Here is a 24,312-nt window from a genome sequence, read left to right on the forward strand (position 1 = left end):
GCCCGCGGGCGGACCGAGGCGGCGTCAGGTGATGCGTGCCTTCGCACGCGGCAGCCGCGTGTGCCTGCCGCTCTCCACCAGGCGTCCGGTGCGCTCCAGGGCGTCCCACACATCGGTGAAACGGGTGTAGGCCGGGGACGGTCCGATGCGCAGCCGGTCCGGTTCCCGGTAGTCGCAGACGACACCCGCCTCGTCGGCCAGTGCCCGGCAGATCCGCCAGGCGTCCGGGTGCCACAGGGTGACGTGCGAGCCGCGCCGGTCCGGGTCCTCGGGCGATGCCAGACGGAAGCCGAGCGGTGCGAGCCGGCGGGCCGCGAGGTCCACGGCCAGTTCGCCGAGAAGCCGCCCCTTGGCCCGCAGCCGGTCCACGCCAGCCTCCTCGACCAGGGCGAGAGCGGGCACGAGCGCGGCCGTGGAGAGCATCGGCGGCGTGCCCGTCAGGAACCGGTCGACCGTGTCGACGGGGTCGAAGCCGGGGGCCATGGCGAACTGGTCGCGCTGTCCGAACCAGCCCTGGATCGGCTGCCGCAGCCGCCGCTGGAGCGAGCGGCGGACGTAGAGGAAGGCGGGCGAACCGGGGCCGCCGTTGAGGTACTTGTAGGTGCAGCCGACGGCGAGGTCCGCGCCGTCCTCGGTGAGCCGGACCGGGACCGTCCCGGCCGCGTGCGACAGGTCCCACAGCACCAGTGCCCCGGCTTCCCGGGCCAGGGCGTTGACCGCGGCCATGTCGGCCAGCGCCCCGCTGCGGTAGGCCACGTGCGACAGGACGACCAGCGCCACCTGGTCGTCGAGCACGGCCCGCAGGCTCTCCACATCGAGGCCCCGGTCCATGTCGGAGTGCACGACGCGCAGGTCGAGGCCGCGCTGGCGGGCCAGACCCTGGGCGACGTACCGATTGGTGGGGAAGTCGTCGGCGTCCACCACCAGGGCGCGCCGGCCGGGGGCGTGGTCGAGCGCCGCCCAGGCCAGCTTGTACAGGTTGACGGTGGTCGAGTCGGAGAGCACCACCTCGCCCGGGCGGGCGCCGAGGACATGCTCCGCGAGCCGGTCACCGATCTGCCGGTTCCAGTCGATCCAGTCGTTCCAGGAGCGGATCAGGCCGCGGCCCCAGCCGCCCCGGATCACGTCGGCGACGAACTCCGGGGTGTCGGCGGGCAGCCGTCCGAGCGAGTTGCCGTCCAGGTAGAGCAGGTCGGGCTCGGCGTGCACGAACCGGTCGCGCAGGAATCCGAGCGGGTCTGCCCGGTCGTGGCGTTCGGCTTCCTCGCGGGTGCCGTCGAAGCGGCTCACCAGCGAGGTGAGGATGTCGGTCGTCATGCGGTCACCTCCGCGGAGGAGTCGTCGCGGGCGTCCCGGTCGTCGGGGAGCCGCATCTGTGCCAGGACCGCGCGGCCGAGCGGCGTCACCGGGTCGGCGAGGTCGTACGGCAGGTCGAAGTGGTTGCGGTGTGCTTCCACGACGTCTGCCGCTAGCGCGCCGCGGCGGCGCAGCGCCTCGGCCATCAGGTCGTGCTGGCGCACGTACTCCTCGGTCTCGACGCCGCCGCGGGCCAGGACGACCGGGGGCAGCTCGTCCGGCAGCAGCTCGGGCGGGCTGTTGCGGCGGACCGCGTCGGCGTCGAGCCGCAGCGCCTCGTTGACGTAGGAGCGGCTGACCGGTTCGAGGTCGTAGATCCCGCTGAGCAGGGTGACGCCGGCGAGCAGCCCGGCCGCCGCGGGCCGGCCCGGTCCGGCCGGGACCAGGGTCATCGCGGCGAGGTGGGCGCCGGCCGAGGTGCCGCTGAGGTGTATCCGGCGCGGGTCGACGCCGAGGCCGCCGGCGTTGTCGTGGATCCAGCGGACGCACCGGCGCACGCCGGCCACGATCTCCTCCAGCGGGGTGGCCGGGGCGAGCCCGTAGCCGACGGCGGCGAACGCGCAGCCGGCACGGCGGAAGGCGAGCGCCGCGAACGCCGAGCTGCGCTCGGTGAGTTCCTGCCAGTTGCCGCCGTGCACGAAGATCTGGACCGGGGCGGGTGCCGGTCGCGCGGGCCAGAAGTCGAGCTTCTCGGCGGACCCCGGGCCGTAGCGCAGCCCGGTGCGGACGCCGGGGGCGCGGCGGGCCCGGGCGCTGAGGACGGCGTACTCGTCCAGGTAGTGCCGCAGGCTCGGCACCAGGTGGCTGGGCGAGTACGCGCGGTCCAGCCGGGCCCCGGTCAGGTGAACGGGCGCGGTCATGAGGCGTCCGCTCCGCGCAGGGCCGCGGACAGGAGGGCGCCGACCCGGGTGAGCGAACCCGGGCGGGACAGCAGGGTGCCGTGGTCGCCGGCGACGACGTGGGTGCGGACCTCTCCGGTGAGGTACGGGCGCCAGGCGGCGGCTGTGGCCTCGGGCTTCTGCTGGTCGGTGGCGGCGAGGAGCAGGATGTCCCCGTCGTACACCGCGGGCCGGTAGTCGATCATCAGGTGGTTGTTGTTGGCGGAGATCGCCATGATCGAGCGCAGCCGGTCCTCCTCCAGGGCTCCCAGGGCGCTGCCTCGCTCGCGCAGCAGTTTCATGACCTCGTCGAAGACGAACACCTCCGCGTCGAACAGGTCGGGGTCGAGACCGACGAGCCGCATCAGGTACTCCAGGTGGGGGCGCATGTTCCGGTCGTCCAGGGGTGGCACGTCGTCATGGGTCAGGCCGAGCCAGCCGGGGTGGACGTCGACGACGGTCAGCGACTGCACCGTCCGGCCCCGGCGTTGCAGCTCGGTGGCGACGGCGTGCGCCGCGAGTCCGCCGAACGACCAGCCCAGGACGCGGTACGGCCCGTCGGGGAAGGCGGCCTCCAGGTGGTCGGCGTAGTCGGCGGCCATCTCTGCCATGTCGGCCGGGAGTTCGTCCTCCGGCCGGGCCAGGCCCCGGGCCTGCACGGCGTAGACGGGGACGTCCGGGTCGAGGTGGCGGATCAGGCCCGTGTAGGACCAGCCGATGCCGCCGCCGGGGTGCACGCAGAACAGCGGCGGCTCGTTGCCGGTGGCGCGCAGCGGCAAAAGGACGTCGTAACCGCTGCCGGCGTCGTCCATGTCCAGGCGGGCCGCGACCCCGGCCGGCGTCGGTGACTCGAACAGGGTGCGCAGTCCGACGTCCACGCCGAAGGCGGACTTGATCCTGGCGATGAGCCGGGTGGCGAGCAGGGAGTGTCCGCCGAGGTCGAAGAAGTTGTCGTCGAGCCCGACGGCGGGGACGCCGAGGAGTTCGGCGAAGAGTTCGCACACCACCTGCTCGTGCGGGGTGCGCGGGGCGCGGGCGGCGGCGCCGGTGCGCGGGTCGTGCCGGGGCAGGGCGGCCCGGTCGAGCTTGCCGTTCGGGGTCAGCGGCAGCGTCTCCAGGGGGACGAACATCGACGGCACCATGAAGGCGGGCAGCCGCTCCTGGGCGAACTCGCGCAGCGACGCCACCAGGGCGGCGTCGCCGCGGGCCGCGGTCGGGTCGTTGGTGAAGCGCGCCGCCTGCTCCGGCGCGCCGGCCGCGGGCGGTGCCCAGCCCTCGACGGCGGGCAGCGGGTCGGGGGCGTCGGGCAGGGCCGCGGCGTCGGCGAAGACCACGTGGACACGGTCGCGTGCGGTGTCCGACCAGGTGACGGCGACCCGGTACGACAGCCGCTCCCCCAGCTCGTACCAGTCGTCGACGGTGGCGTCGGCGTCGGGGACGGGTGCCGGCTCGCCCGTGCGCAGCGCGCCCGCGAGGGCCACGTCCGCGGCGACGCGGGGGTTGGGCACGTCCTTGACGACCAGGGCCTCGGGCCGGGTGGACGCGAGCCGCTCGGCCACCGCGGACCGCCCTCGCACAGCCGTCCACTCCACGGTCTCCGGGGCGAGGTCCGGGCCGGTGCGGCCGTCCCGCTTGCGCAGCACCACGTCGTAGCGGAAGCGGGTGAGTTCGGTGTCGTGCCGGCCGCGCTTGAGGCGTACGGACACCGCGCCCAGGTCCGGCAGCCGGTCCCGCAGGGCCGTGAAGTAGTCGGGGTCGACGAGGAGTTCGTTCTCCAGCCGGGTGGTCTGTGCGACGGCGTCGCGCAGCGCGGACAGGTCGTGGGTGCCCGTCCGGGCGGCCTGGGCCCCGGCGGCGAAGGCCTCCAGCAGCCGCACGTTGCGTACGTCGCCGACGAAGACGGAGCCGCCGGGGGCGAGCAGCCGCAGGGCCGTGGCGAGGACGTCGGTCAGATAGTCGGCGTTCGGGAAGTACTGCACCACCGAGTTGACGACGACCGTGTCGAAGTGCCCCTCGGGCAGGCCGTTGAGTTCGTGCGCGGCCCGGGTCCGCAGACGCACCCGGCCGGCCAGGGCGGGGTCGGCCGCCACCCGGCGCCGCAGCGCCTCGACGACCGTCGGCGAGAAGTCGGTGGCCACGTACTCCTGGGTGCCGGGGGCCAGGCGGGCGAGCAGCAGACCGGTGCCGACACCGATCTCCAGGACCCGGCCGGGGTTCAGCTCGCGGATGCGTTCGACGGTGCGTTCGCGCCACTCACGCATGGCGTGGCCGGCGATGGGCTGTCCGTCGTAGCTGCTGATCCAGCCGGTGAAGTCCTCGCCGAGGGCCGTGTCCGTCTCGTCCCGCCCGGATCCGTACAGGGAGTCGTGGACCTGAAGCCACTCGCCGACCTGTTCGGCCTCCGCCTGCCGGTCCCGTTCGGGGGCGCCGGGTACGACGTAGGCGACGAGCTGCGCCTCCTCGGCGAGGTCGCGGCGCAGCACGGCAGCGGCCTGCGCCACGCCGGGGTGGTCGAGCAGGACGGCTTCGACCTCCCCGGGCTCGATGCGGAAGCCGCGGAGCTTGACCTGCTGGTCGACGCGGCCGGCGTACTCCAGGACCTGGCCGGGGGTCCAGCGGGCGAGGTCGCCGGTGCGGTACATGCGCAGGCCGGGCGGCCCGAAGGGGCAGGCGACGAACCGTTCGGCGGTCAGTCCGGGGCGCTCCAGGTAGCCGCGGGCGACGCCGGTCCCGGCCAGGTACAGCTCGCCGACCACGCCCGGCGGTACGGGCCGCAGCGCCGCGTCGAGCACATAGGTGCCCATGTTCGCCATCGGCCGTCCGATCGGCACCGACGTGCCGAGGGCGGCGGCGTCGGCGGCGGGCACGGGGTGGTAACTGGCGAAGGTGGTGGCCTCGGTGGGGCCGTAGCCGTCGACCACGAGCAGCCGGGGGTGCGTCTCCAGCAGCCGCCGCACGGAGGCGACGGACACCGGTTCGCCACCGGCCCACACCTGCTCGACGCCGGCGAAGCAGTCCGGCTCCAGGTCGGCCATCAGGTTGAACAGGGAGCTGGTCAGCCACAGCGAGGTGATCCGCCGCCGGGTGATGACGTCGGCGAGGGTGTGGGCGTCGAGTTCGCCGGGCGGCGCCAGCTCGATGCGGCCGCCGGTGAGCAGCGGCACCCACAGTTCGTACGTCGACAGGTCGAAGGCGAGCGGTGAGTGCAGCAGCACCCGCCGCTGGGCGCCGCCGTGCCAGCAGGGGTCGGCGACGAAGTCGGCGATGTTGCGGTGGGTGACGACCACGCCCTTCGGGCGGCCCGTCGATCCGGAGGTGTACATGATGTACGCCGCGTCGTCGCCGTCGGACTCCACCAGGGCGGGTGCGGGTGGCGTGCGGTGGTCCGGCCGCGGGTCGAGCACCAGCAGCGGGGTCCCGAAGTCGTCCTGGCCCGCCTGGGAGGCGGGGTCCGTCAGGAGCAGCACGCTGCCGGTCTCCGCCAGGACGAGACGCTGGCGGGAGGCGGGGTAGCGGGAGTCGAGCGGTACGTAGGCCGCCCCCGCGCGCAGCACCGCGAGGAGGGCGGCGACCAGGGCGGGCGAGCGCTGCATGAGCAGGGCGACCGTGCTGCCCCGGGTGACGCCCCGGCCGGCCAGTACGGTCGCCAGCCGCGCGGACCAGGCGTCGAGTTCCGCGTAGGTGACGGCGGTGTCGTCGTCGGCCACCGCGACGGCGTCGGGGGTGGCCGCCGCCTGGGCTGCGAACAGTTCGGGCAGTCCGGCCGAGCGGGGGGGCAGGGCGGGCCCGCACGCGGCGGCGAGCATCTCGTGCCGTTCGTGCGCGGCCAGCAGGTCCAGCCCGCCGACCGGCCTGCCCGGCCCGGCCACCGCCGACTCCAGCAGCCGCACCCAGCGGGCGAAGAGGTCGCGCACGGTCGCGGCGTCGTAGAGGTCACTGGCGAACTCGACGACACCGGCGATCCCGTCGGCCGCGCCCTGCGCGCCGCGCTGTTCGGCGAGGCTGAAGAACAGGTCGAACTTGGCGGTGCCGGTGCGTCCGTGGGCGATCTCCACGTTCAGGCCGGGGAGCCGGAAGGTGCCCTCGGAGGCGTTCTGGAGGGCGAACATCACGCCGAAGAACGGGTGCCGGCCCAGTGAGCGCGGCGGGTTCAGCTTCTCCACCAGGTACTCGAACGGCACGTCCTGGTGGGCGTAGGCGGCCAGCGCGGTCTCCCGGACCCGGGCCACCAGCTCCTCGAAGGTGGGGTCGTCGGACAGATCGGTGCGCAGCACCACGGTGTTGACGAAGAAACCGATCAGTTCGTCCAGGGTCTGGTCGGTGCGTCCGGCGATCGGGCTGCCGGTGACGATGTCGGTGCCGGCGCCGAGCCGGTGCAGCAGGGCGGACAGGCCCGCCTGGAGCACCATGAACAGGGTCGCGCCGGTCTGCCGGGCGAAGTCGGCCAGCCGCTCGTGGAGGGCGGCCGGGATCCGTACGGTGACGTAGTCGCCCCGGTAGGAGGCCACCGGCGGCCGGGGCCGGTCGGTGGGGAGCTCCAGTGCCGCCGGGGCCCCGGCCAGCTGGCCTGTCCAGTAGGCGAGCTGGCGGGCGAGCAGGCTGTCGGCGTCGTCGTGATCGCCGAGCAGTTCGTTCTGCCACAGCGTGTAGTCGGCGTACTGGACCGGCAGTTCCGCCCAGTCGGGCCCCGCCCCCGCGGTGCGGGCGGCGTAGGCGCGGGCCAGGTCGCCGGCGAGCGGGCCGAGCGACCAGCCGTCCCCGGCGATGTGGTGCACCACCAGCAGCAGGACGTGCTCGTCGGGGGCGAGCCGGAACAGGTCGGCGCGGACCGGCGGCTCCGTCGCGAGGTCGAACGGGTAGCGCGCGGCCCGCTCCAGCGCGGTGGGCAGATCCTGCTCGGTGACCGCCCGGTCGTGCAGGACCAGCTTCGCCGACTCGGGGGCGAGGATCACCTGACGGGGCACTCCCCCGTCGTCCGGGAAGACCGTGCGCAGGCTCTCGTGCCGGGCGACGACGTCGCTCAGCGCGGCCTGGAGGACCGGGCGGTCCAGTGTGCCGGTCAGCCTGAGGCCGAGCGGGATGTTGTACATCCCGCCCAGGCCTTCCATCTGGTGGAGGAACCACAGGCGGCGCTGGGCGTACGACAGCGGCAGCACCTCCGGGCGCGGCCGGCGCCGGAGGGCCGGGCGGGCCGTGCCGCCCTCGTCGAGCCGGGTGGCCACCCCGGCCGGGGTGGAGGCCTCGAACAGCGTCCGCAGCGGCAGTTCGACGCCGAACATGGCGCGCAGCCGGGCGATGAGCTGGGTGGCGAGCAGCGAGTGGCCGCCGAGGTCGAAGAAGCCGTCGTGCACGCCGACCCGCACGAGGCCGAGGACCTGGGCGAACAGGTCGCACACGATGTGCTCCTGCGGGGTGCGCGCCTCGCGGAAGGAGCCGCTGACGACGATGTCCGGTGCGGGCAGCGCCGTGCGGTCCAGCTTGCGGTTGGGGGTCAGCGGAAGGGCGTTCAGCGGGACGAACGCCGACGGCACCATGTAGTCGGGGAGTCGTGCGCGCAAGTGCTCGCGCAGCCGGGCGATGAGGGCGCCGGTGTCGCGCGCGGTCAGCGGGTTGTTGGTGAACGACGACAAACCGGCCCCGGAGGACGGGGAGACGGCCGGCCGGTAGAGGCCCGCCGGCGGCCCGGACGCCTGGTGTGCGGCGGGGACGGCCGCAGGGTCGGCGAAGACGGCTTCCAGGGCGGTGGGGTCGGATGCCGACCAGGTCACCCACACCCGGTAGCCGTGGGCGGCCGCCAGGTCGTACAGGTCCTCCGGTTCGACCCCGTCGGCGGCCGGTGCGGAGGGCGTCCGGGTGCCGTCCCGCACCGCCTGCGCGAGGGCCGCCTCGGCGGCGATCCGGCCGTTCGGGATGCCGGTGACGCGTACGGCCGCGGGCCGTTCACCGCCGAGCAGCGCGGCCAGCCCGGCTGTCCCGTCGGCGGGCCACGGCCGCTGTGCCGTCCCGGTGATCTCGTGGACCGGGGCGCCCTGCTTGCGCAGCACGACGTCGTACCGGTAGCGGGTCATCTCGTTGTGCGCCCGGCCCCGCTTGACCTGGACGGTGTGCGCGGTCAGTGCGGGCAGCCGCTGCTGGAGCGCGGTGAAGAAGTCGGGATCGACCAGGAGTTCCTTCTCCAGGAGCACCCCGTGCTCGACGGCCCGGCGCAGTTCGTCGGGGTTGTCGCCGGTGCGCCCGCGGGCGGCCTGCACGCCGGTGGCGAAGGTGCGTTGCAGACGCAGGTCGCGTACGTCGCCGAGGAAGACGGCGCCGCCCGGGGCGAGCAGCCGCAGGGCGCCGCTGATCACCCGTTCGAGGTAGTCGGCGTGCGGGAAGTACTGGATCACCGAGTTCAGGACGACGACGTCGAAGTGCTCCTCGGGAAGGTGCTCGATGTCGTGCGCCGGGCGCACCAGCAGGCGGACCCGCTCGGCGAGTTCCGGGTCTGCGGCCACCTGGCCGCGCAGGGTGTCGATCACCGACGGGGAGATGTCCGTGCCCCAGTAGGTCTCGCAGCCGGCGGCGAGCCGGGACAGCAGCAGGCCGGTGCCGACGCCGATCTCCAGCACGCGCCGGGGCCGCAGTTCGCGGATGCGGTCCACCGTGCGGTCACGCCACTCACGCATCTCGTCGAGCGGCACGGGCCGGCCGTCGTAGCTGCTGTTCCAGCTGGCGAAGTCCTCGCCGAAGGGCACCGGGTCGGAGGCGGCGTAGACCGTGTCGTAGAGCTCCCGCCAAGCGTCGAGCTGGTCGTGCTCCCGGTCGCGGCCGGCGTCCGGTGAGGTGCCGCCGGCGTCCGGTACGACGTAGGCCACCAGGCGCCGGTCGCCCGGCCGGTCCTCGCGGACGACGGCCGCCGCCCGGGCGACCTCCGGGTGGGCGGCGAGCACCGACTCGACCTCGCCCAGTTCGATGCGGAAGCCGCGGAGCTTGACCTGGTGGTCGACCCGGCCGGCGAACTCCAGCTGGCCGTCGGCGGTCCAGCGGACCAGGTCGCCGGTGCGGTACATGCGGGTTCCGGCGGGACCGTACGGGTCCGCGGTGAAGCGTCCGGCGGTCAGGGACGGCCTGCCGAGGTAGCCGCGGGCCAGTCCGTCGCCGGCGAGGTACAGCTCGCCGAGCGTGCCGGGGGGCACCGGGCGCAGGGCGGCGTCCAGTACGTAGACCCGGGTGTTGCGGATCGGCCGGCCGATGACGGTGTCGGTACGGCCGGCCAGGGCGGCGGCGGTGGACCAGATCGTCGTCTCGGTCGGGCCGTAGACGTTGAGCACCTCGCGGCCGGTCTCGCGCAGGCGGGCGGCCAGTGGCTCCGGCAGCGCCTCGCCGCCGACCAGCATGCGCAGGCCGCGCAGCGCTTCGGGGTCGTGCGCGGCGACCATCTGCCACCAGGACGGCGTCGCCTGGACCACGGTGACCCCGGTCCGCCGGATCAGCTCGGCCACGGCGGCGGGCCGGGCGACGGTCTCCTCGGCCGCGAGCACCACGCGTGCGCCGCGGATCAGCGGCAGGCACAGCTCCAGCGCGGCGATGTCGAAGGCGATCGTCGTCACCGCGAGCAGCGCGTCCTCGCAGCCCATCGGCACGAGGTCCGCCATGCCGAGCAGGAGGTTGGTCAGCGCGCCGTGCTCCACGACGACGCCCTTGGGGCGACCGGTGGACCCGGACGTGAAGATGACGTACGCCGCGTCCGACGGTCCGGGCCGTACGTCCGGGGCCTCGTCGGGCGCCTCGGCGGCGGTGGCCCGCACCCGCGGGTCGTCCAGGGCCAGCGGGATGCCGCCCGCGTCGGGCAGATCCGCCAGCGAGGCCTTGGTGCCGACGACCAGGGCGGGCCGCGCCTCCCGCAGGATCAGCCCGGTGCGTGCGGCCGGGTGGGCCGGGTCGAGGGGGACGTGGGCGGCGCCGGTCTTGGCGATCGCCAGCAGGGCGACGGCCAGGTCGGCCGTGCGCGGCAGGGCGACGGCGACCAGCCGGCCCGGCCCGGCGCCGTGCCGGGCGAGCACCCGGGCGAGCCGGTTCGACCGTTCGTGCAGCGTGCCGTAGGTCAGTTCGGCGTCGTCGGCGACGACCGCCACCGCGTGCGGTGTGCGGTGGGCCTGCCGGGCGAACAGCTCGGTGAACGGGGGCCGTTCCCCGTCCGCGTGGGTCGCGTTGCGGTCGTGCAGCAGAGTGCGCCGCTCGGCCGCGTCGAGGACGTCGATCCGGCCGACCGGCTCGGAGGGGTCGGCGGCGGCCTGGGCGAGCAGCCGCGTCCACCGGCGGAACAGCACGCGCACGGTGTCCGGGTCGTACAGGTCGGTGGCGTACTCGACGGCGCCCTCGATGCCGGCCGGCGCGCCGGTGGCGTCCCGGTGCTCGGCCATGCTGAAGAACAGGTCGAACTTGGCGGTGCCGGTCCGGCCGGACGACACCTCGACCTCCAGCCCGGGCAGCCGGAAGTTCGCCTCGGGCGCGTTCTGCAGGGCGAACATCACCTGGAACAGCGGGTGGCGGCCCAGGGAGCGGGGCGGGTTCAGCACCTCCACCAGGTACTCGAACGGCACGTCCTGGTGGGCGTAGGCGTCCAGCGCGGTGTCCCGCACCCGGCGGACCAGTTCCTCGAAGGTCGGCTCGCCGGAGGTGTCGGTGCGCAGCACCAGGGTGTTGACGAAGAAGCCCGCGAGGTCGTCGAGCGCCTGGTCGGCACGGCCGGCGATGGGGCTGCCGATCGGGATGTCGTGGCCCGCGCCGAGCCGGGACAGCAGGGCCGCCAGGCCTGCCTGGAGCACGATGAAGAGGGTGGCGCCGCAGCGCCGGGCCAGGGCGTCCAGCGCGCGGTGCAGGTCGGCGTCCCACTCCACCGTCAGGTAGTCGCCCCGGTAGGAGGCGACGTCGGGGCGTGGCCGGTCGGCGGGCAGTGCCAGTTCGTCGGGCAGCCCGGCCAGCCGGGCGGTCCAGTGGGAGACCTGCCGGGCGAGGAGGCTGCCGGGGTCGCGCTGTTCGCCGAGGATCTCGTTCTGCCACAGGGTGTAGTCGGCGTACTGGACCGGCAGTTCGTCCCAGTCGGGCGCCGCCCCGGTGGTGCGGGCGGCGTAGGCGCGGGCCAGGTCGGAGGCGACCGGGGCGAGCGACCAGCCGTCCCCGGCGATGTGGTGGACCACCAGCTGGAGCACGTGGTCGCGCGGTCCGGTGCGGAACAGGTGGGCCCGCAGCGGCGGTTCGGTCATCAGGTCGACGGCGCAGCGGGCGCCGTGGCGCAGCGCCTCGGGCAGTTCGTGCTCGCCGACGGCCGTCGTGACCAGCCGAGGTGCCGCCTCGTGCGGTGGCAGGACCCGCTGGCAGGGCACTCCGGCCGACTCCGGGAACACGGTCCGCAGGCTCTCGTGCCGGGTCACCAGGTCGGCGAGCGCCTGTTCCAGGGCCGCGTGGTCGAGTTCCCCGGTCAAGCGCAGCTGCATCGGGATGTTGTAGGTGGGGCTCGGCCCCTCCATCTTGTGCAGGAACCACAGCCGGCGCTGAGCGTAGGACAGCGGCAGCACCTCGGGGCGGGGACGGCGCACCAGCGCGGGCCGGGCCGGTCCGGCCGTGCCGAGCAGGGCGGCCACCGCCTCGGGGGTGGACGACTCGAACAGATCCCGCAGCCCCAGCTCGACACCGAAGGTGTGGCGCAGCCGGGCGGCCAGCCGGGTGGCGGTCAGTGAATGCCCGCCGAGGTCGAAGAAGCTCTCGCTCACGCCGACCCGGGGCAGCCCGAGGACCTGGGCGAACAGCTCGCAGACGATCTGCTCCTGCGGGGTGCGCCCCGCCCGCGCCAGGGCGGCGGTCCGCTCGGGTTCGGGGAGGGCGGCGCGGTCGAGCTTGCCGTTCTGGGTCAGCGGCAGCGCGTCCAGCAGCACGAACGCCGACGGCACCATGAACTCGGGAAGCTGGTCCTGCGCGAGGCGGCGCAGCTCCTCCACCGGCACGGTGGCCCCGGGGGCCGGTACGGCGTAGCCGACGAGGCGCTGGTGGCCGCCGTCCGCACGGGGGACGACGGCCACGCCGGCGACGCCGGGATGGCGGGCGAGGACCGCCTCTATCTCGCCCGGCTCCACCCGGAAGCCCCGGATCTTGACCTGGTGGTCGGCGCGGCCCAGGTACTCCAGCTCGCCGTGCTCGGTCCAGCGGGCGAGGTCGCCCGTGCGGTACATCCGCGCGCCGGGCCCGCCGAACGGGTCGGCGACGAACCGTCCGGCCGTCAGGCCCGGCCGGCGCAGATATCCGCGGGCCGGGGCCGCGCCGCCCAGGTACAGCTCGCCCGGTACGCCGGGCGGGGCCGGCCGCAGGTCGGCGGTGAGGACGTAGCACCGGGTGTGCGTGACCGGGCGGCCGAGCGGGGGCGCGACCGGCCAGTCGGCGGGTCCGGCGGGCAGCGTCGTACCGGTGACGACGTGGGTCTCGGTGGGTCCGTAGTGGTTGTGCAGGCGGCGGCCGGGGACCCGGCCGAAGAACTCCCGCAGCGCCGCCGACGGGGTCAGCGCCTCCCCGGCCTGGGCCACGTGGCGCAGCCACGGCAGGTCCAGGCCCTGTTCCAGGGCGGCCTGGGCGAGCGCGTCGAGGACGAGGTTCGGCGCGTACAGCTCGGTGATCTCCATGGCGTCGAGCCAGGCGGCCAGGCGCGCGGCGTCCCGCCGCGTCCCGTCGTCCGGCATCACCAGCGTCTTCCCGGCCAGCAGCGCCGACAGGATCTCCTGGGCGGACACGTCGAAGCCGACCGCGGTGAACTGCGCGACCCGGGTGCCGACCCCTCCGCCGATACGGCGGTGATGCCAGCACATGAGGTTGATCAGGGGCGCTGCGGGCATGACGACGGCCTTCGGCGTGCCCGTGGAGCCCGAGGTGTACATGACGTAGACCGGGTGGTCGCCGGTGAGCGGAGCGGTGCGGTCGGCGGCGGACAGGTCGCCGGGCGCCCGGCCCTCGACGCGGGCGCGGGTCTCCGGCGCGTCGAGGAGGAGGTGTGGCGGCCCCTCGGGCAGGAGGCCGGCAAGGCGGGCATGAGTGAGCACCAGGTGCGGAGCGGCGTCGCGCAGCAGGGACTCCACGCGCGCGGCCGGGTGTTCGGGGTCGACCGGGAGGTAGGCGGCCCCCGCCTTCAGCACCGCCAGCACCGCCGTCACCAGCTCCGGCGAACGGGGCAGGACGAGCGCGACGACGGTCTCCGGGCCGGCGTTGTGGGCGACGAGTTCGCGGGCCAGGCGGTTGGCGGCGGTGTTCAGCTCGGCGTAGGTGAGCTGCCGCCCGGCACCGATCACCGCGATCGCGTCCGGGTGGGCGGCGGCCTGCCGTTCGAACAGCTCGGGAAGGTGGCCCGCGGCGCCTTCCGGCTCAGGGGTGGTGTCCGGCTCACCGGTGGCGTCCGGTGCGCCCTCGTCCGTGCCGTCCGGCGTGTTCCACCGGTCGAGGACGAGCCGCCGCTCGGAGGCGAGCAGCCCGTCGACCGCGCGGACCGGCCGGTCGGGGTCGTCGGCGAGGGCACGCAGCACCTGGTGCAGCCGGTCCATCAGGGTGTGCGCGGCCGCCCGGTCGACCGCGTCTGCGCGGTGGTCGAGCCGCAGGTAGAGCCGCTCGCCCGGAGCGGCGAGCAAGGTGAGCGGGTAGTGGGTGGCGTCCCGGCTCTCGCCGAGGGCCAGCCGGAACCGGACGTCGCCCGCGTCGACGGCACGGTCGGTGAAGGGGTAGTTCTCGAACACCACGGCGGTGTCGAAGAGGTCGGCGACCGGCGCCTCCTGCTGGATTCCGGTCAGCCCGAGGTGATGGTGGTCGGCGAGCGCGGACTGCTCGGCCTGCAACCGGGTCAGAAGATCGCGCAGCGACTCGGCCGGCGCCCACCGCACCCGTACGGGGAGCATCGCGATGAACAGGCCGACCATCGACTCGACTCCGGGCAGTTGGGGCGGCCGGCCGGAGGCGACGGCGCCGAAGACGACGTCCTGGCGGCCGGTCGCCCGGGCCAGCACGAGGCCCCAGGCGGCCTGCACCACGGTGTTGAGGGTGACGCCGAGCCCGCGCGCGGTGTCCTCCAGGGCCGCGGTGAGCCGGGCGTCGGCGGGCCGCATCAGACGGTCCGGGAGCTGCGGGGCGCGGGGGTCGGCGTGGGAGATCCGGGGCGGCGTGTCGACCCCGGCGAGCGCCGCCCGCCACGCCTTCGCGGCGGCACGGCGGTCCTGGCGTCCGAGCCAGTCGAGGTACTCCTTGTACGGCGTGACGGGCGGCAGGGCGCGCGGGTCGCCGCCGTCGCCGTACAGGGTGAACAGCTCGCGCAGCAGGACGGGAGTGGACCAGCCGTCGAGGACGATGTGGTGGCTGGTCACGATGAGGCGGTGGTGTGCGGGGGCGAGGCGCAGCAGGCGGAAGCGGATCAAAGGCGGCTTCGCCAGGTCGAACCGCTCGGCGTACTCCGCCGCCGCCAGGCGTTCGCCCTCCGCGTCCGCCCGCGCGGGCGGCAGGTCGCCGAGGTCGGACTCGGTCCACGGCAGCGGCACGGAAGGCGCCACGATCTGCAGCGAGCGGCCCGAGCGGGCCCGGCGGAAGCCGGTGCGCAGGACGGCGTGCCGGTCGATCAGGGCCTGGGCGCAGCGGCGCAGCAGCGAGGCGTCGAGCGGGCCCTCGACCTCGATCGTGTGCTGCACGGCGTACACGTCGGGTCCGGACGGGTCGTACTCGGTCTGGAACAGCAGCCCTTCCTGCATCGGGCTGAGCGGGAGGATGTCTTCCAGACGGGACGGCTTCACCATGGTCACCACGCGGCTTCGACGTCGTCGATGTCGTTCTGGGTCAGGTCGGCCAGCGGGAAGTCGGAGGGGCTGTGCCCGCCCGCGTCCGGCGACAGGGCGTGCCGGACGATGCCTTCGAGGGCCGCCCGCCAGCGACCGCCGAGGTCGGTGAGGTCGGCGTCCGACCACAGCCGCCTCGCTCCGGTCCAGGTGACCGTCATCCGGGGCCCGGCGGGGGCGTCGTGCACGACGGCGTGCACCTCCAGGCCGTGCGCGACGGGCAGGCCGGGGTCGGTGGTGGTCACCATGACCGCCTCGGGGGCCATGGCCCAGCCGGGTTCACCGCCCAGCGGGGCGCCCGGGGCGGCGAACCGCCCGAGGTAGTTGAACCCGATCTGAGGTGTGCCGAGGCGGGCCAGCACCTCGCCGCAGCCGGGCGCGAGGTGGCGCAGCAGCCCGAAGCCGATGCCGCCGTCCGGTGCCGCGCACACCTGCTCCTTGACCCGTTTGACGGCGTCGCCCAGGCGCGGCGCGCCCGCGGTGACCTCGGCCCAGGCGATCCGGCCCGGGTCGATCCTGACCGGGTGCAGGGTGGTGAACCAGCCGAGCGTGCGCGACACATCGGCGCCCGGGACGACGTCCTCGCGGCCGTGGCCCTCGACGTCGACGAGCACGCCGTCGGCCGTGTCGCCCCCCTGGTCGCGGCGCCAGGCGGCCACGGCCAGTGCGAGCGCCGTCAGCAGCACGTCCTCGACACCGCAGTGGAAGGCGGCCGGGACGGTCGTCAGCAGGGGGCCGACGACGTCCTCCGGGAGCGTGGTGACGGTGTCGGCGGTGTCGGTGGCCAGGTCGAGCCGGGGGTCGGCCGGCTTCGGCGTCAGCAGGGGGTGGGGGGCGGCGAGGATGTCCATCCAGCGGGGCAGTTCGGCCAGCCGGTGGGGCTGGGTGGCCTGCGCGGTGAGGCGCCGCGCCCAGTGGCGCAGTGAGGTGCCGGCCGGCGGCACGTCCGGCGTGCGGCCGGCGGCGGCCCGGGTGTACGCCCGGACCAGGTCGTCGGTGAGGATGCGCCAGGAGACTCCGTCGACGGCCAGGTGGTGGACGACGAGGAGGAGCCGGCCGGACGTCTCGGGCCCCCGGTCGAACCAGACGAGCCGCGTGATCCGCCCGGCGTACGGGTCGAGCCGGTCGGCCGCGGCCGACACCTCGGCGCGGGCCCGGCCGGCGAGGGCGTCCTCGGCCAGGCCGGTGGCGTCGACGCGGCGCACCAGGTCGGCGTCGGGTGTCCGTCCGGGCGGCTGGATCTCCAGGGTCCAGGAGTCGTCCTGGTCGACCAGTCGCAGGCGGAGCGCGTCGTGGGTGTCGGTGACCGCGTGGACGGCGGCCCGGAGCGCTTCCTCCGAGAGGCCGGGCGGGCAGGACAGCAGCAGGGACTGGGCGAAGCGGTGCACCGGAGCGCCGCGTTCGCGCATCCAGTGGACGATGGGGGTGGCCGGGACCGGGCCGGTGCCGGTGTCCTCGGCCTCGGAGTCCGCGGTGGCGCCGGGAGCGGCGGCGCTCCGGCTCAGCTCCGCCGCGGTCCGGTGCGCGAAGACATCCCGCACGGTGAAGGTGAGCCCCTCGGCGCGGGCGGCGCTCACCAGCCGGATCGCGCAGATGCTGTCGCCGCCCAGGCCGAAGAAGTCGTCGTCCGCGCCGACGGTGTCCCGCCCCAGCACCCGGGCCATGAGCGAACACAGCAGGTGTTCGGCCTGCCCGGCGGGGGCGCGTCCGCTCGGCCGGGCGGTGGCCGCGGGCAGGGCCGCGCGGTCCAGCTTGCCGTGCGCGGTCACCGGCAGGGCATCGAGGACGACGACCTCGTGCGGGACCAGGTACTGCGGCAGGCGGCGCCCGGCGAAGGCGCGCAGCGCGTCACGGGTGGGCCGTCCGCCCTCCGCCGGTACGACGTAGGCGACCAGCCGCGGCTCCCCGTCCCCCTCGCGGCGGACCTCGGCCACGGCCTGGGCGACGGCGGGGTGCTCCCGCAGCACCGCCTCGACCTGACCGGGTTCGACGCGGAAGCCGCGGAGCTTGACCTGCCGGTCGGTGCGCCCCCGGTACTCCAGGACGCCGTCCGGGGTCCAGCGGGCGAGGTCGCCGGTGCGGTACATGCGCTCCCCCGCCGGGCCGTACGGGTCGGCGACGAACCGCTCCGCGGTCTGCGCGGGCCGGCCGAGGTAGCCGCGTGCGACTCCGGCGCCGGCCAGGTACAGCTCGCCCGTGGTGCCCGGGGGCAGCGGTTGCAGAGCGGCGTCCAGGACGTAGGCGCGCATACCGGCGAGCGGGCGGCCGATCGGCACGCGGCGGGCGTCCGGGGCGAGGTCGCGCACGGCGTGGCTGGTGGCGAAGGTGGTGGTCTCCGTCGGGCCGTAGCCGTTGACGACGACGGTGTCCGGGCAGGCGGCGAGCACCCGCCGGACCATCGACGGCGCGACCTCCTCGCCGCCCGCCCACACCTGGCGGACGCCGGTGAAGCAGTCGGGCCGGTACTCGGCGAGGACGGCGAACAGCGCGGCGGTGAGCCACAGCGCGCTCGGCCGGTGACGGACGATCAGACCGGCGTACTCCTCGGCGTCCAGCTCGTGCGGGGGCGCGAGGATCAGCCGGCCGCCCCGCAGCAGCGGCGCCCAGATCTCGAACGTCGACGCGTCGAAGGCGGCGGGCGAGTGCACGAGGACGTCGGCGCAGGCTCCGTCCCCGAAGCGGGGGTCGGCCGCCAGAGCGGCGATGTCGCGGTGGGTCACCACGATGCCCTTGGGCTGCCCCGTCGAGCCGGAGGTGTACATGACGTAGGCGGCGGAGAGCGGGTGCGGGGCGGGGGCCTGCGGGGCCGGGGCCGCCTCGGCGTCCAGGTCTTCCGGCGCCAGGCGGGGCGCCGTGGTGTCCGGCAGGTGGGGCGTGTCGGTGTCGCGGGAGGTGAGCACCGCCCTCGGCCGGGTCTCGTCGAGCATCGACGCGACCTGCGCGGCCGGGTAGCGGGGATCGATCGGGACGTAGGCGGCCCCGGCCTTCAGGACGGCGAGCAGCGCGACCACGAACTCCGGTGAGCGCGGCAGGGCGACGGCGACGGTGTCCCCGGCGCGGACGCCGTGCCCGGCCAGGGCACGGGTCCACCGGTCGGCACGCGCGTCGAGGTCGGCATAGGTGAGGTCGCGGCCGCCGGCCGAGACGGCGATCGCGGCCGGCGTGGCGACGGCCTGCCGCGCGAAGAGGCCGTTGACGGTCGCCTCGGGCAGGTCCGTGCCGGGGGCGGCCGCGGCCAGCAGTCGGGCGCGCTCCTCGGACGTGAGCAGGTCGATCCGGTCGAGGGGGCGGCCCGGGTCGGCGGCGGCCGCGGCGAGCAGCCGCGCGAACCGGTCGAACAGGGTGCGTACGGTCTCCGGTTCGAACAGGTCGGCGGCGTACTCGACGTGGCCGTCGAGGCCGGCCGGGGTGCCGTCGGCAGAGTGCCGTTCGACCAGGCTGAGGAACAGGTCGAACTTGGCGGTCCCGGTGCGGCCCAGCTCGGTGGAGACGGTGAGTCCGGGCAGGGTGAACTCGCCGGCGGAAGCGGTGTCCTGGAGACCGAGCATCACCTGGAACAGGGGGTGGCGGGCCAGCGACCGCTCGGGAGCGAGGACGTCCGTGAGGTACTCGAACGGCACGTCCTGGTGGGCGTAGGCGGCCAGGGCCGTCTCGCGGACCCGCTGGAGCAGGTCGGTGAAGGCCGGGCGGCCGGACACGTCGGTGCGCAGGACGAGGGTGTTCACGAAGGCACCGACGACCTCGTCCAGCGCCTGGTCGAGACGGCCCGCGACGGGGCTGCCGACGGCGATGTCGTCACCGGCGCCGAGGCGGGACAGCAGGGCCGCGAGGCCGGCGTGCAGCACCATGAACAGGCTGGCGCCCGATGCCCGGCCGAGGTCGACGAGGCGACGGTGCAGTTCGGCGTCGAGGGAGACGGTGATGTGGTCGCCGGTGTGGGAGGCGACGGCGGGCCGGGGCCGGTCCGTGGGCAGTTCGATCTGCTCGGACAGTCCGGCCAGCTGTTCGCGCCAGTACGCCACCTGCGTCTGGAGCAGGCCGCCGCCGGTGCCGTCCGCGGCGAGCAGTTCGTTCTGCCAGAGCGTGTAGTCGCTGTAGCGCACCGGTACCGGGTCGAGCCGCGGCGCGCGGCCGGCGGCGCGGGCGGCGTAGGCGCGGTCGAGGTCACGGGCGATCAGCCGCATCGACAGCGCATCGCAGGCGGAGTGGTGCAGGACGAGCAGCAGCACGTGCGCGTCGGTGCCGGTGGTGAACAGCCCGGCGCGCAGCGGCGGTTCGACGGCGAGGTCGAAGGAGCGGCGGGCCCCCTCGGCGAGGCGTTCGCCGAGTTCGGCCTCCGTGACGGGCGTCGCGCGCAGGGCGGGCGCGGCGGGCGTCAGCACCTGCTGGAGGAGGTGGCCGTCGACGTAGGGAAGGACGGTGCGCAGGCTCTCGTGGCGGGCGAGGACGTCTCCGAGGGCGGCGCTGAGGGCGGTGACGTCCAGGGGGCCGTCGATGCGCAGCACGGAGGGGATGTTGTAGGCGCCGCCGGGGCCGTCCATCTGCTGGAGGAACCACATCCGGCGCTGGGCGAAGGAAGCCTCCAGCTCGGCGGGCCGCTCGCGCCGGACCAGGCGCGGGCGGGCCAGTCCCGCGTCGTCGAGGGCGGCCGTCATCGCGCGCGGGGTCGGGTCGTCGAACAGGACACGCAGGTCCACCTCGACGGAGAACGTCGACCGGATGCGGGTGATCAGGGAGGTGGCGAGCACGGAGTGGCCGCCGAGGTCGAAGAAGTCGTCGTCGGGGCCGACCTCGGGTTCGTCGAGCACGAGCGCGAAGAGCGCGCACATGATGTCGAGCCGGGAGGAGAGCCCGCCGCCGGCGGGGGTGCGCGCGGGGTCCGCGGCCGCGGTCAGGGCGGCGCGGTCGAGCTTGCCGTTGGCGGTGAGGGGCAGCGCGTCGGTCCGCACGATCCGGCCGGGCACCATGTACTCGGGCAGCCGGGCGCGGACCGCCTCCCTGATCTCGTCCGGCGCGGGGTCGGCGCCGTCCTCGGCGACGACGAAGGCGACCAGGCGCTGGTCGTCCTCCCGTTCCTCGACGACGGCGACCGCCGCGAGCGCCACGCCGGGGAACTCGGTGAGCGCGGCCTCGATCTCGCCGGGCTCGATGCGGAAGCCGCGGACCTTGAGCTGGTCGTCCGAGCGTCCGGTGAAGGTGAGCCGGCCGGCCGGGTCGCGGCGGGCCAGGTCGCCGGTGCGGTACATGCGCTCACCGGGCCGCCCGTGCGGTGCGGCGACGAACCGCTGCGCCGTGAGGCCCGGGCGGCCCAGGTAGCCGCGGGCCAGGCCGGGTCCGGAGACGTACATCTCGCCGATCGCGCCGGCCGGGACCGGCCGCAGCCGCTCGTCGAGCAGATGGACCGTCAGATCGGCGAGCGGGACACCGATGACGCTGTCCGGGCCGGGCTCGGGGCCCAGTGTCACGTGGGTGACGTGGACCGTGGTCTCGGTGATGCCGTACATGTTCACCAGCGCCGGCCGGGTGGTGCCGTGACGGCGGCGCCAGTCGGCGAGGCGGGCGGGCTGCAACGCCTCGCCGCCGAAGACCACGGTGCGCAGTCGCAGCCGGCGGCTCACCTCGGGGAGCTCCTGGTCGGCTGCCATGAGCTGGTAGAACGCCGACGGCGTCTGGCTGAGCACGGTCACCTGCTCGTCGGCGAGCAGCCGCAGGAACCGCTGCGGAGCGCGGCTCACCTCGAAGGGGACGACGACCAGCCGGCCGCCGTGCAGCAGGGCACCCCAGATCTCCCAGACGGAGAAGTCGAAGGCGGCCGAGTGGAACAGCGTCCAGACGTCGTCGCGGCCGTGGCCGATCTCGTCGCGGGTGGCGGTGAAGAGGCGGGCCGCGTTCTCGTGGGAGGTGATCACGCCCTTCGGGCGCCCCGTGGAGCCCGAGGTGTAGATGACGTAGGCGGGGCAGCCCGGCTCCAGCGGCCGGAGCCGTTCGCCGGCGGTCAGGGGCCCCGGGTCTCGGCCGGCGGTGTCGGCGAGGACATCGGGCGCGTCGATGAGCAGGCGGTCCCGGTCCGTGGCGATCCCGGCCGCGGTGGAGGTGATCAGCAGCCCGGGTGCCGCGTCCTCGAGCATGTACGCGATGCGGGCGGGCGGGTAGCCCGGGTCGACGGGGACGTAGGCCGCGCCGGCCTTGAGCACGCCGAGCAGCGCGAGGACGAGGTCAGCGGAGCGGGGCAGGGCGATGGCGACGCGGTCCTCCGGTCCGATGCCGCGCGCGATGAGGGCGCGCGCGAGCCGGTTCGACCGCTCGTCGAGTTCCCGGTACGACCAGGTGGTGCCGTCCGCGGTGAGCGCCGGGGCGTCCGGAGTGACGGCGGCCTGCGCGGCGAACAGTTCGGGGAGGGTGCCCGCACCGGGGCCGGCGGCCACGGCACTCTCACGAGCCGCCGCCGCGGGAACCGCGGTCTGCGCCGCGGTGGCCTCGGGCGCCGGAGCGGGGCCGCCGACGCCGCTCACCGGCTGTGCCGGGTCGGTGGTGGTGAGCGCCTCCAGCGTCGCGGTGAACGCGTCGCGGTGGTCGGCCAGTCCGAGGTCGTCCCGGCCGTTGACGTCGATCTGGAGGCCCTGCCCGTCCTGGCGGTCCCAGATCATGAAGAGCAGGTTGCCCACCAGGCCGGAGGAGAGGTTGCGCATCGTGCCGCGCGCCGCGCCGAACCGCAGGTCGTAGGGGTGCGAGATGACGTTGACGACCGGCAGCAGGGACGTGGCGTGGGCGGTGCCGAGGTCCCGCTGGAGGTCGACCCCCCGATAGCGCTGGTGTGCCACGGCCGCGGCCATCTGCTCGGCCACGTGCTCCAGCAGGGCGGTGACGGTCATGTCCGGGCGGACGGTGAGCGGCAGCGGCAGGACGTTGGCGAGGTTCGCGGGCGTCTGCCGGGCGAGCTGGCTCGCCCGGGCGGACAGGGGGAACGCGAGGTGGACGTTCTCGTCCCCGGTCCGCCGGTGGACGTGCAGCGCCGCGGCGGCCGTGACGACCACCGGCCAGGGCACCCGGGCGCCGCGGGCGGTCCCGCGCACGGCGTCGAACCGCTCCTCGGACAGCCAGCGCGTCACACCGCGGAACTCGGCGGCCGCCCCCCGGGACCGGCTGAAGAGGGGGGAGGGCGCCGGCCGGCCGTCCAGCTGTCCGAGCCAGAAGTCACGGTCCTGCCGGAAGTCCGGGGCGGAGCGGTAGGAGGCGTCCTCGTCGGCGAGTTCGCGCAGCGAGCCGAACGGGTTCGGGCCGGGATCGCGCCCCTCGACGAGCGCCGTGTACACCTCGGCGACCCGCCGCGAGACCAGGGAGGAGCCGTAGGCGTCCATGGCGATGTGGTGGTAGTTCTGGTACCACAGGTGCCGTTCCGGGCCGAGGCGCAGCACCGCGAAGCGGAACAGCGGACCGTCGGTCAGATCGGTCGGCCGGGCCAGCTCCTGTCGCATCCACGCGTCGGCCTCGGCCTGCGGATCGGCGGCACCGCAGAGGTCGACGGCGCGCAGCTCCCACGGGCGGTCCGGGGCGATGGTCTGCCCGACCCGGCCGCGGTCCTGGTGGAACCGGCTGTGCACGGTGTCCAGGCCGGCGACGACCGACCGCAACGCGCGCTCGAAGATCTCCGTGTCGAACGCGCCCTGCACATCGACGTACTCGCCGACCTGATACACCGAATTGCCGTCGCTCAGCCGCTGTTCGGCGAACCAGATCTCACGCTGCGCTGCCAGCAGGGGCAGCTGTGTGTCGGCGTTCAACAAGATCGACGACCTCCGAGATTTCCTACTGGAAGCGCGGAACCACCCGGGATCCGAATCAGCCGGCACGTCATGCCGGTGCGGGCGGACCGGGGAATGAGAAATCGGTACAGCGAATTCGCTCCGGCCGAACGTAACGGCGCGTCGGGCCCCGTACAAGCCCGGGGATCACGCGGGGAAATGGGGCCGCGGCCGACCGTGCCGGACCTCGATGGGCAGGTCACCCGGGGTGTACGGAGCGGGCTGCGGTGTCCCGCCGGCGGGACAGGACGACGCTGTCGCCCGGCGGCCCACCCGTCGACAATGCTTCGGGTGCTCGGCTAGGTTCCGATCACGCCGAACTTCGAGCGCATCCGGGACGTCGAAACTCCTTTCCCCTCGCCACGGCTTTGACCGACGCGTCCCGCAATCGTCCGCCAGCAATTCGAGGACGCATCCGGAGAGAATCCAGCATGACACTTGACACTCAGCAGTGGCAGCTCTCGGAAACCGAGCTCGAGTTCTTCAGGGAGCACGGCTATATCGGGCCGCTGACGATTTACACCCCGGAAGAGATGGACGCGTTGTGGCGCCGGGCCCGTCGCGAGACCCTGGACCGCTCGCACGCGGCCTACCCGGTCGACGAGGCGATGTCCGGCGCGACCAACATCGCGAACTACGACCGCCATCTCGACGTCGACCTGCTCATGCAGCACGTGTGCAACCGGAAGATCACCGATCGGGCCGCGTCCATCCTGGGGCCCAACGTCCTGTGCTGGCGCACGGAGTTCTTCCCGAAGTACCCGGGCGACGAGGGGACCGACTGGCATCAGGCGGACACCTTCGCCAACGCCAGCGGCAAGCCGCAGATCCTGTGGCCGGGCGAGACCGACACCGAGTTCGGCAAGGGCACGCTCACGGTGTGGACGGCGTTCACCGACGCCACCCGGGAGAACGGCTGTCTCCAGGTCATCCCCGGCTCGCACCACCGGATGAACTACGACGAGACCAAGCGGATGAACTACGACACCGCGCAGATCAACTCCAAGGTCAAGGACGGCGTTCCGCGCGGCTTCTTCGGCTACGACTACCGGGAGCTCCAGATCGATCCGGACTGGAAGCCGTCCGAGGAGGACGCCTTCGACCTGGTGATGCAGCGTGGCCAGTGCGTGATCTTCTGGTCCACTCTGATGCACGCCTCCCTGCCCAACATCACGGCGAAGAGCCACCGGATGGGCTTCGCCACCCGCTACGTCCCGACCAGCGTGCGGGTCTACCCGGGCACCGACCGGGTCGAGGAGTACGGCGGCAGCATCCCGCTCGACAAGTGGGGCGCGGTCCTCGTCAGCGGTGAGGACGACACCGGCCACAACAAGATCCTGCGCGAGTCGCTGCGCGGCACTCCGGTCTCCGAGTTCCTGAGCTGAGTCGGACCCCCCGCACGCCCGGCCGACTGGAGGGGTGCCCCGCACGGGCGCCGCTCCA

5 protein-coding genes are annotated in these 24,312 nt (G+C 74.5%); 1 reads left to right on the forward strand and 4 read right to left on the reverse strand.

What is annotated here, in order from left to right:
* Window positions 1-24: 24 nt before the first annotated feature.
* Genes kynU through IO24_RS0134630 form a run of 4 tightly spaced genes read right to left on the reverse strand, consistent with a single transcriptional unit; the run spans window position 25 to window position 22,851 of the window.
* Entirely contained in the window at window positions 25-1,317 is a 1,293-nt protein-coding gene (gene kynU / locus IO24_RS0134615; protein ID WP_045296971.1) for a kynureninase, read from the reverse strand.
* Window positions 1,314-2,216, reverse strand: a complete 903-nt coding sequence (locus IO24_RS0134620) for an alpha/beta hydrolase (protein ID WP_045296973.1) — start codon at window positions 2,214-2,216, stop codon at window positions 1,314-1,316. The genes kynU and IO24_RS0134620 overlap by 4 nt, the downstream gene beginning before the upstream one ends.
* Window positions 2,213-15,028 carry a non-ribosomal peptide synthetase gene (locus IO24_RS0134625; protein ID WP_275935645.1) on the reverse strand — a complete coding sequence of 4,272 codons (12,816 nt, stop codon included), beginning with the start codon at window positions 15,026-15,028 and terminating at the stop codon, window positions 2,213-2,215. Before IO24_RS0134625 ends, IO24_RS0134620 begins: the two co-directional genes overlap by 4 nt.
* 2 nt (window positions 15,029-15,030) lie before the next feature.
* Window positions 15,031-22,851 carry a non-ribosomal peptide synthetase gene (locus IO24_RS0134630; protein WP_244310228.1) on the reverse strand — a complete coding sequence of 2,607 codons (7,821 nt, stop codon included), beginning with the start codon at window positions 22,849-22,851 and terminating at the stop codon, window positions 15,031-15,033.
* 449 nt (window positions 22,852-23,300) lie between these two features.
* On the opposite strand from IO24_RS0134630, the gene IO24_RS0134635 reads away from it, so the two are divergent.
* A complete protein-coding gene (locus tag IO24_RS0134635; protein WP_031142882.1) occupies window positions 23,301-24,254 on the forward strand; it encodes a chlorinating enzyme in 954 nt (317 codons plus the stop codon).
* The last annotated feature ends 58 nt before the right edge of the window (window positions 24,255-24,312 follow it).

The organism is Streptomyces flavovariabilis, assembly GCF_000725785.1.
Lineage (GTDB): Bacteria > Actinomycetota > Actinomycetes > Streptomycetales > Streptomycetaceae > Streptomyces > Streptomyces hawaiiensis.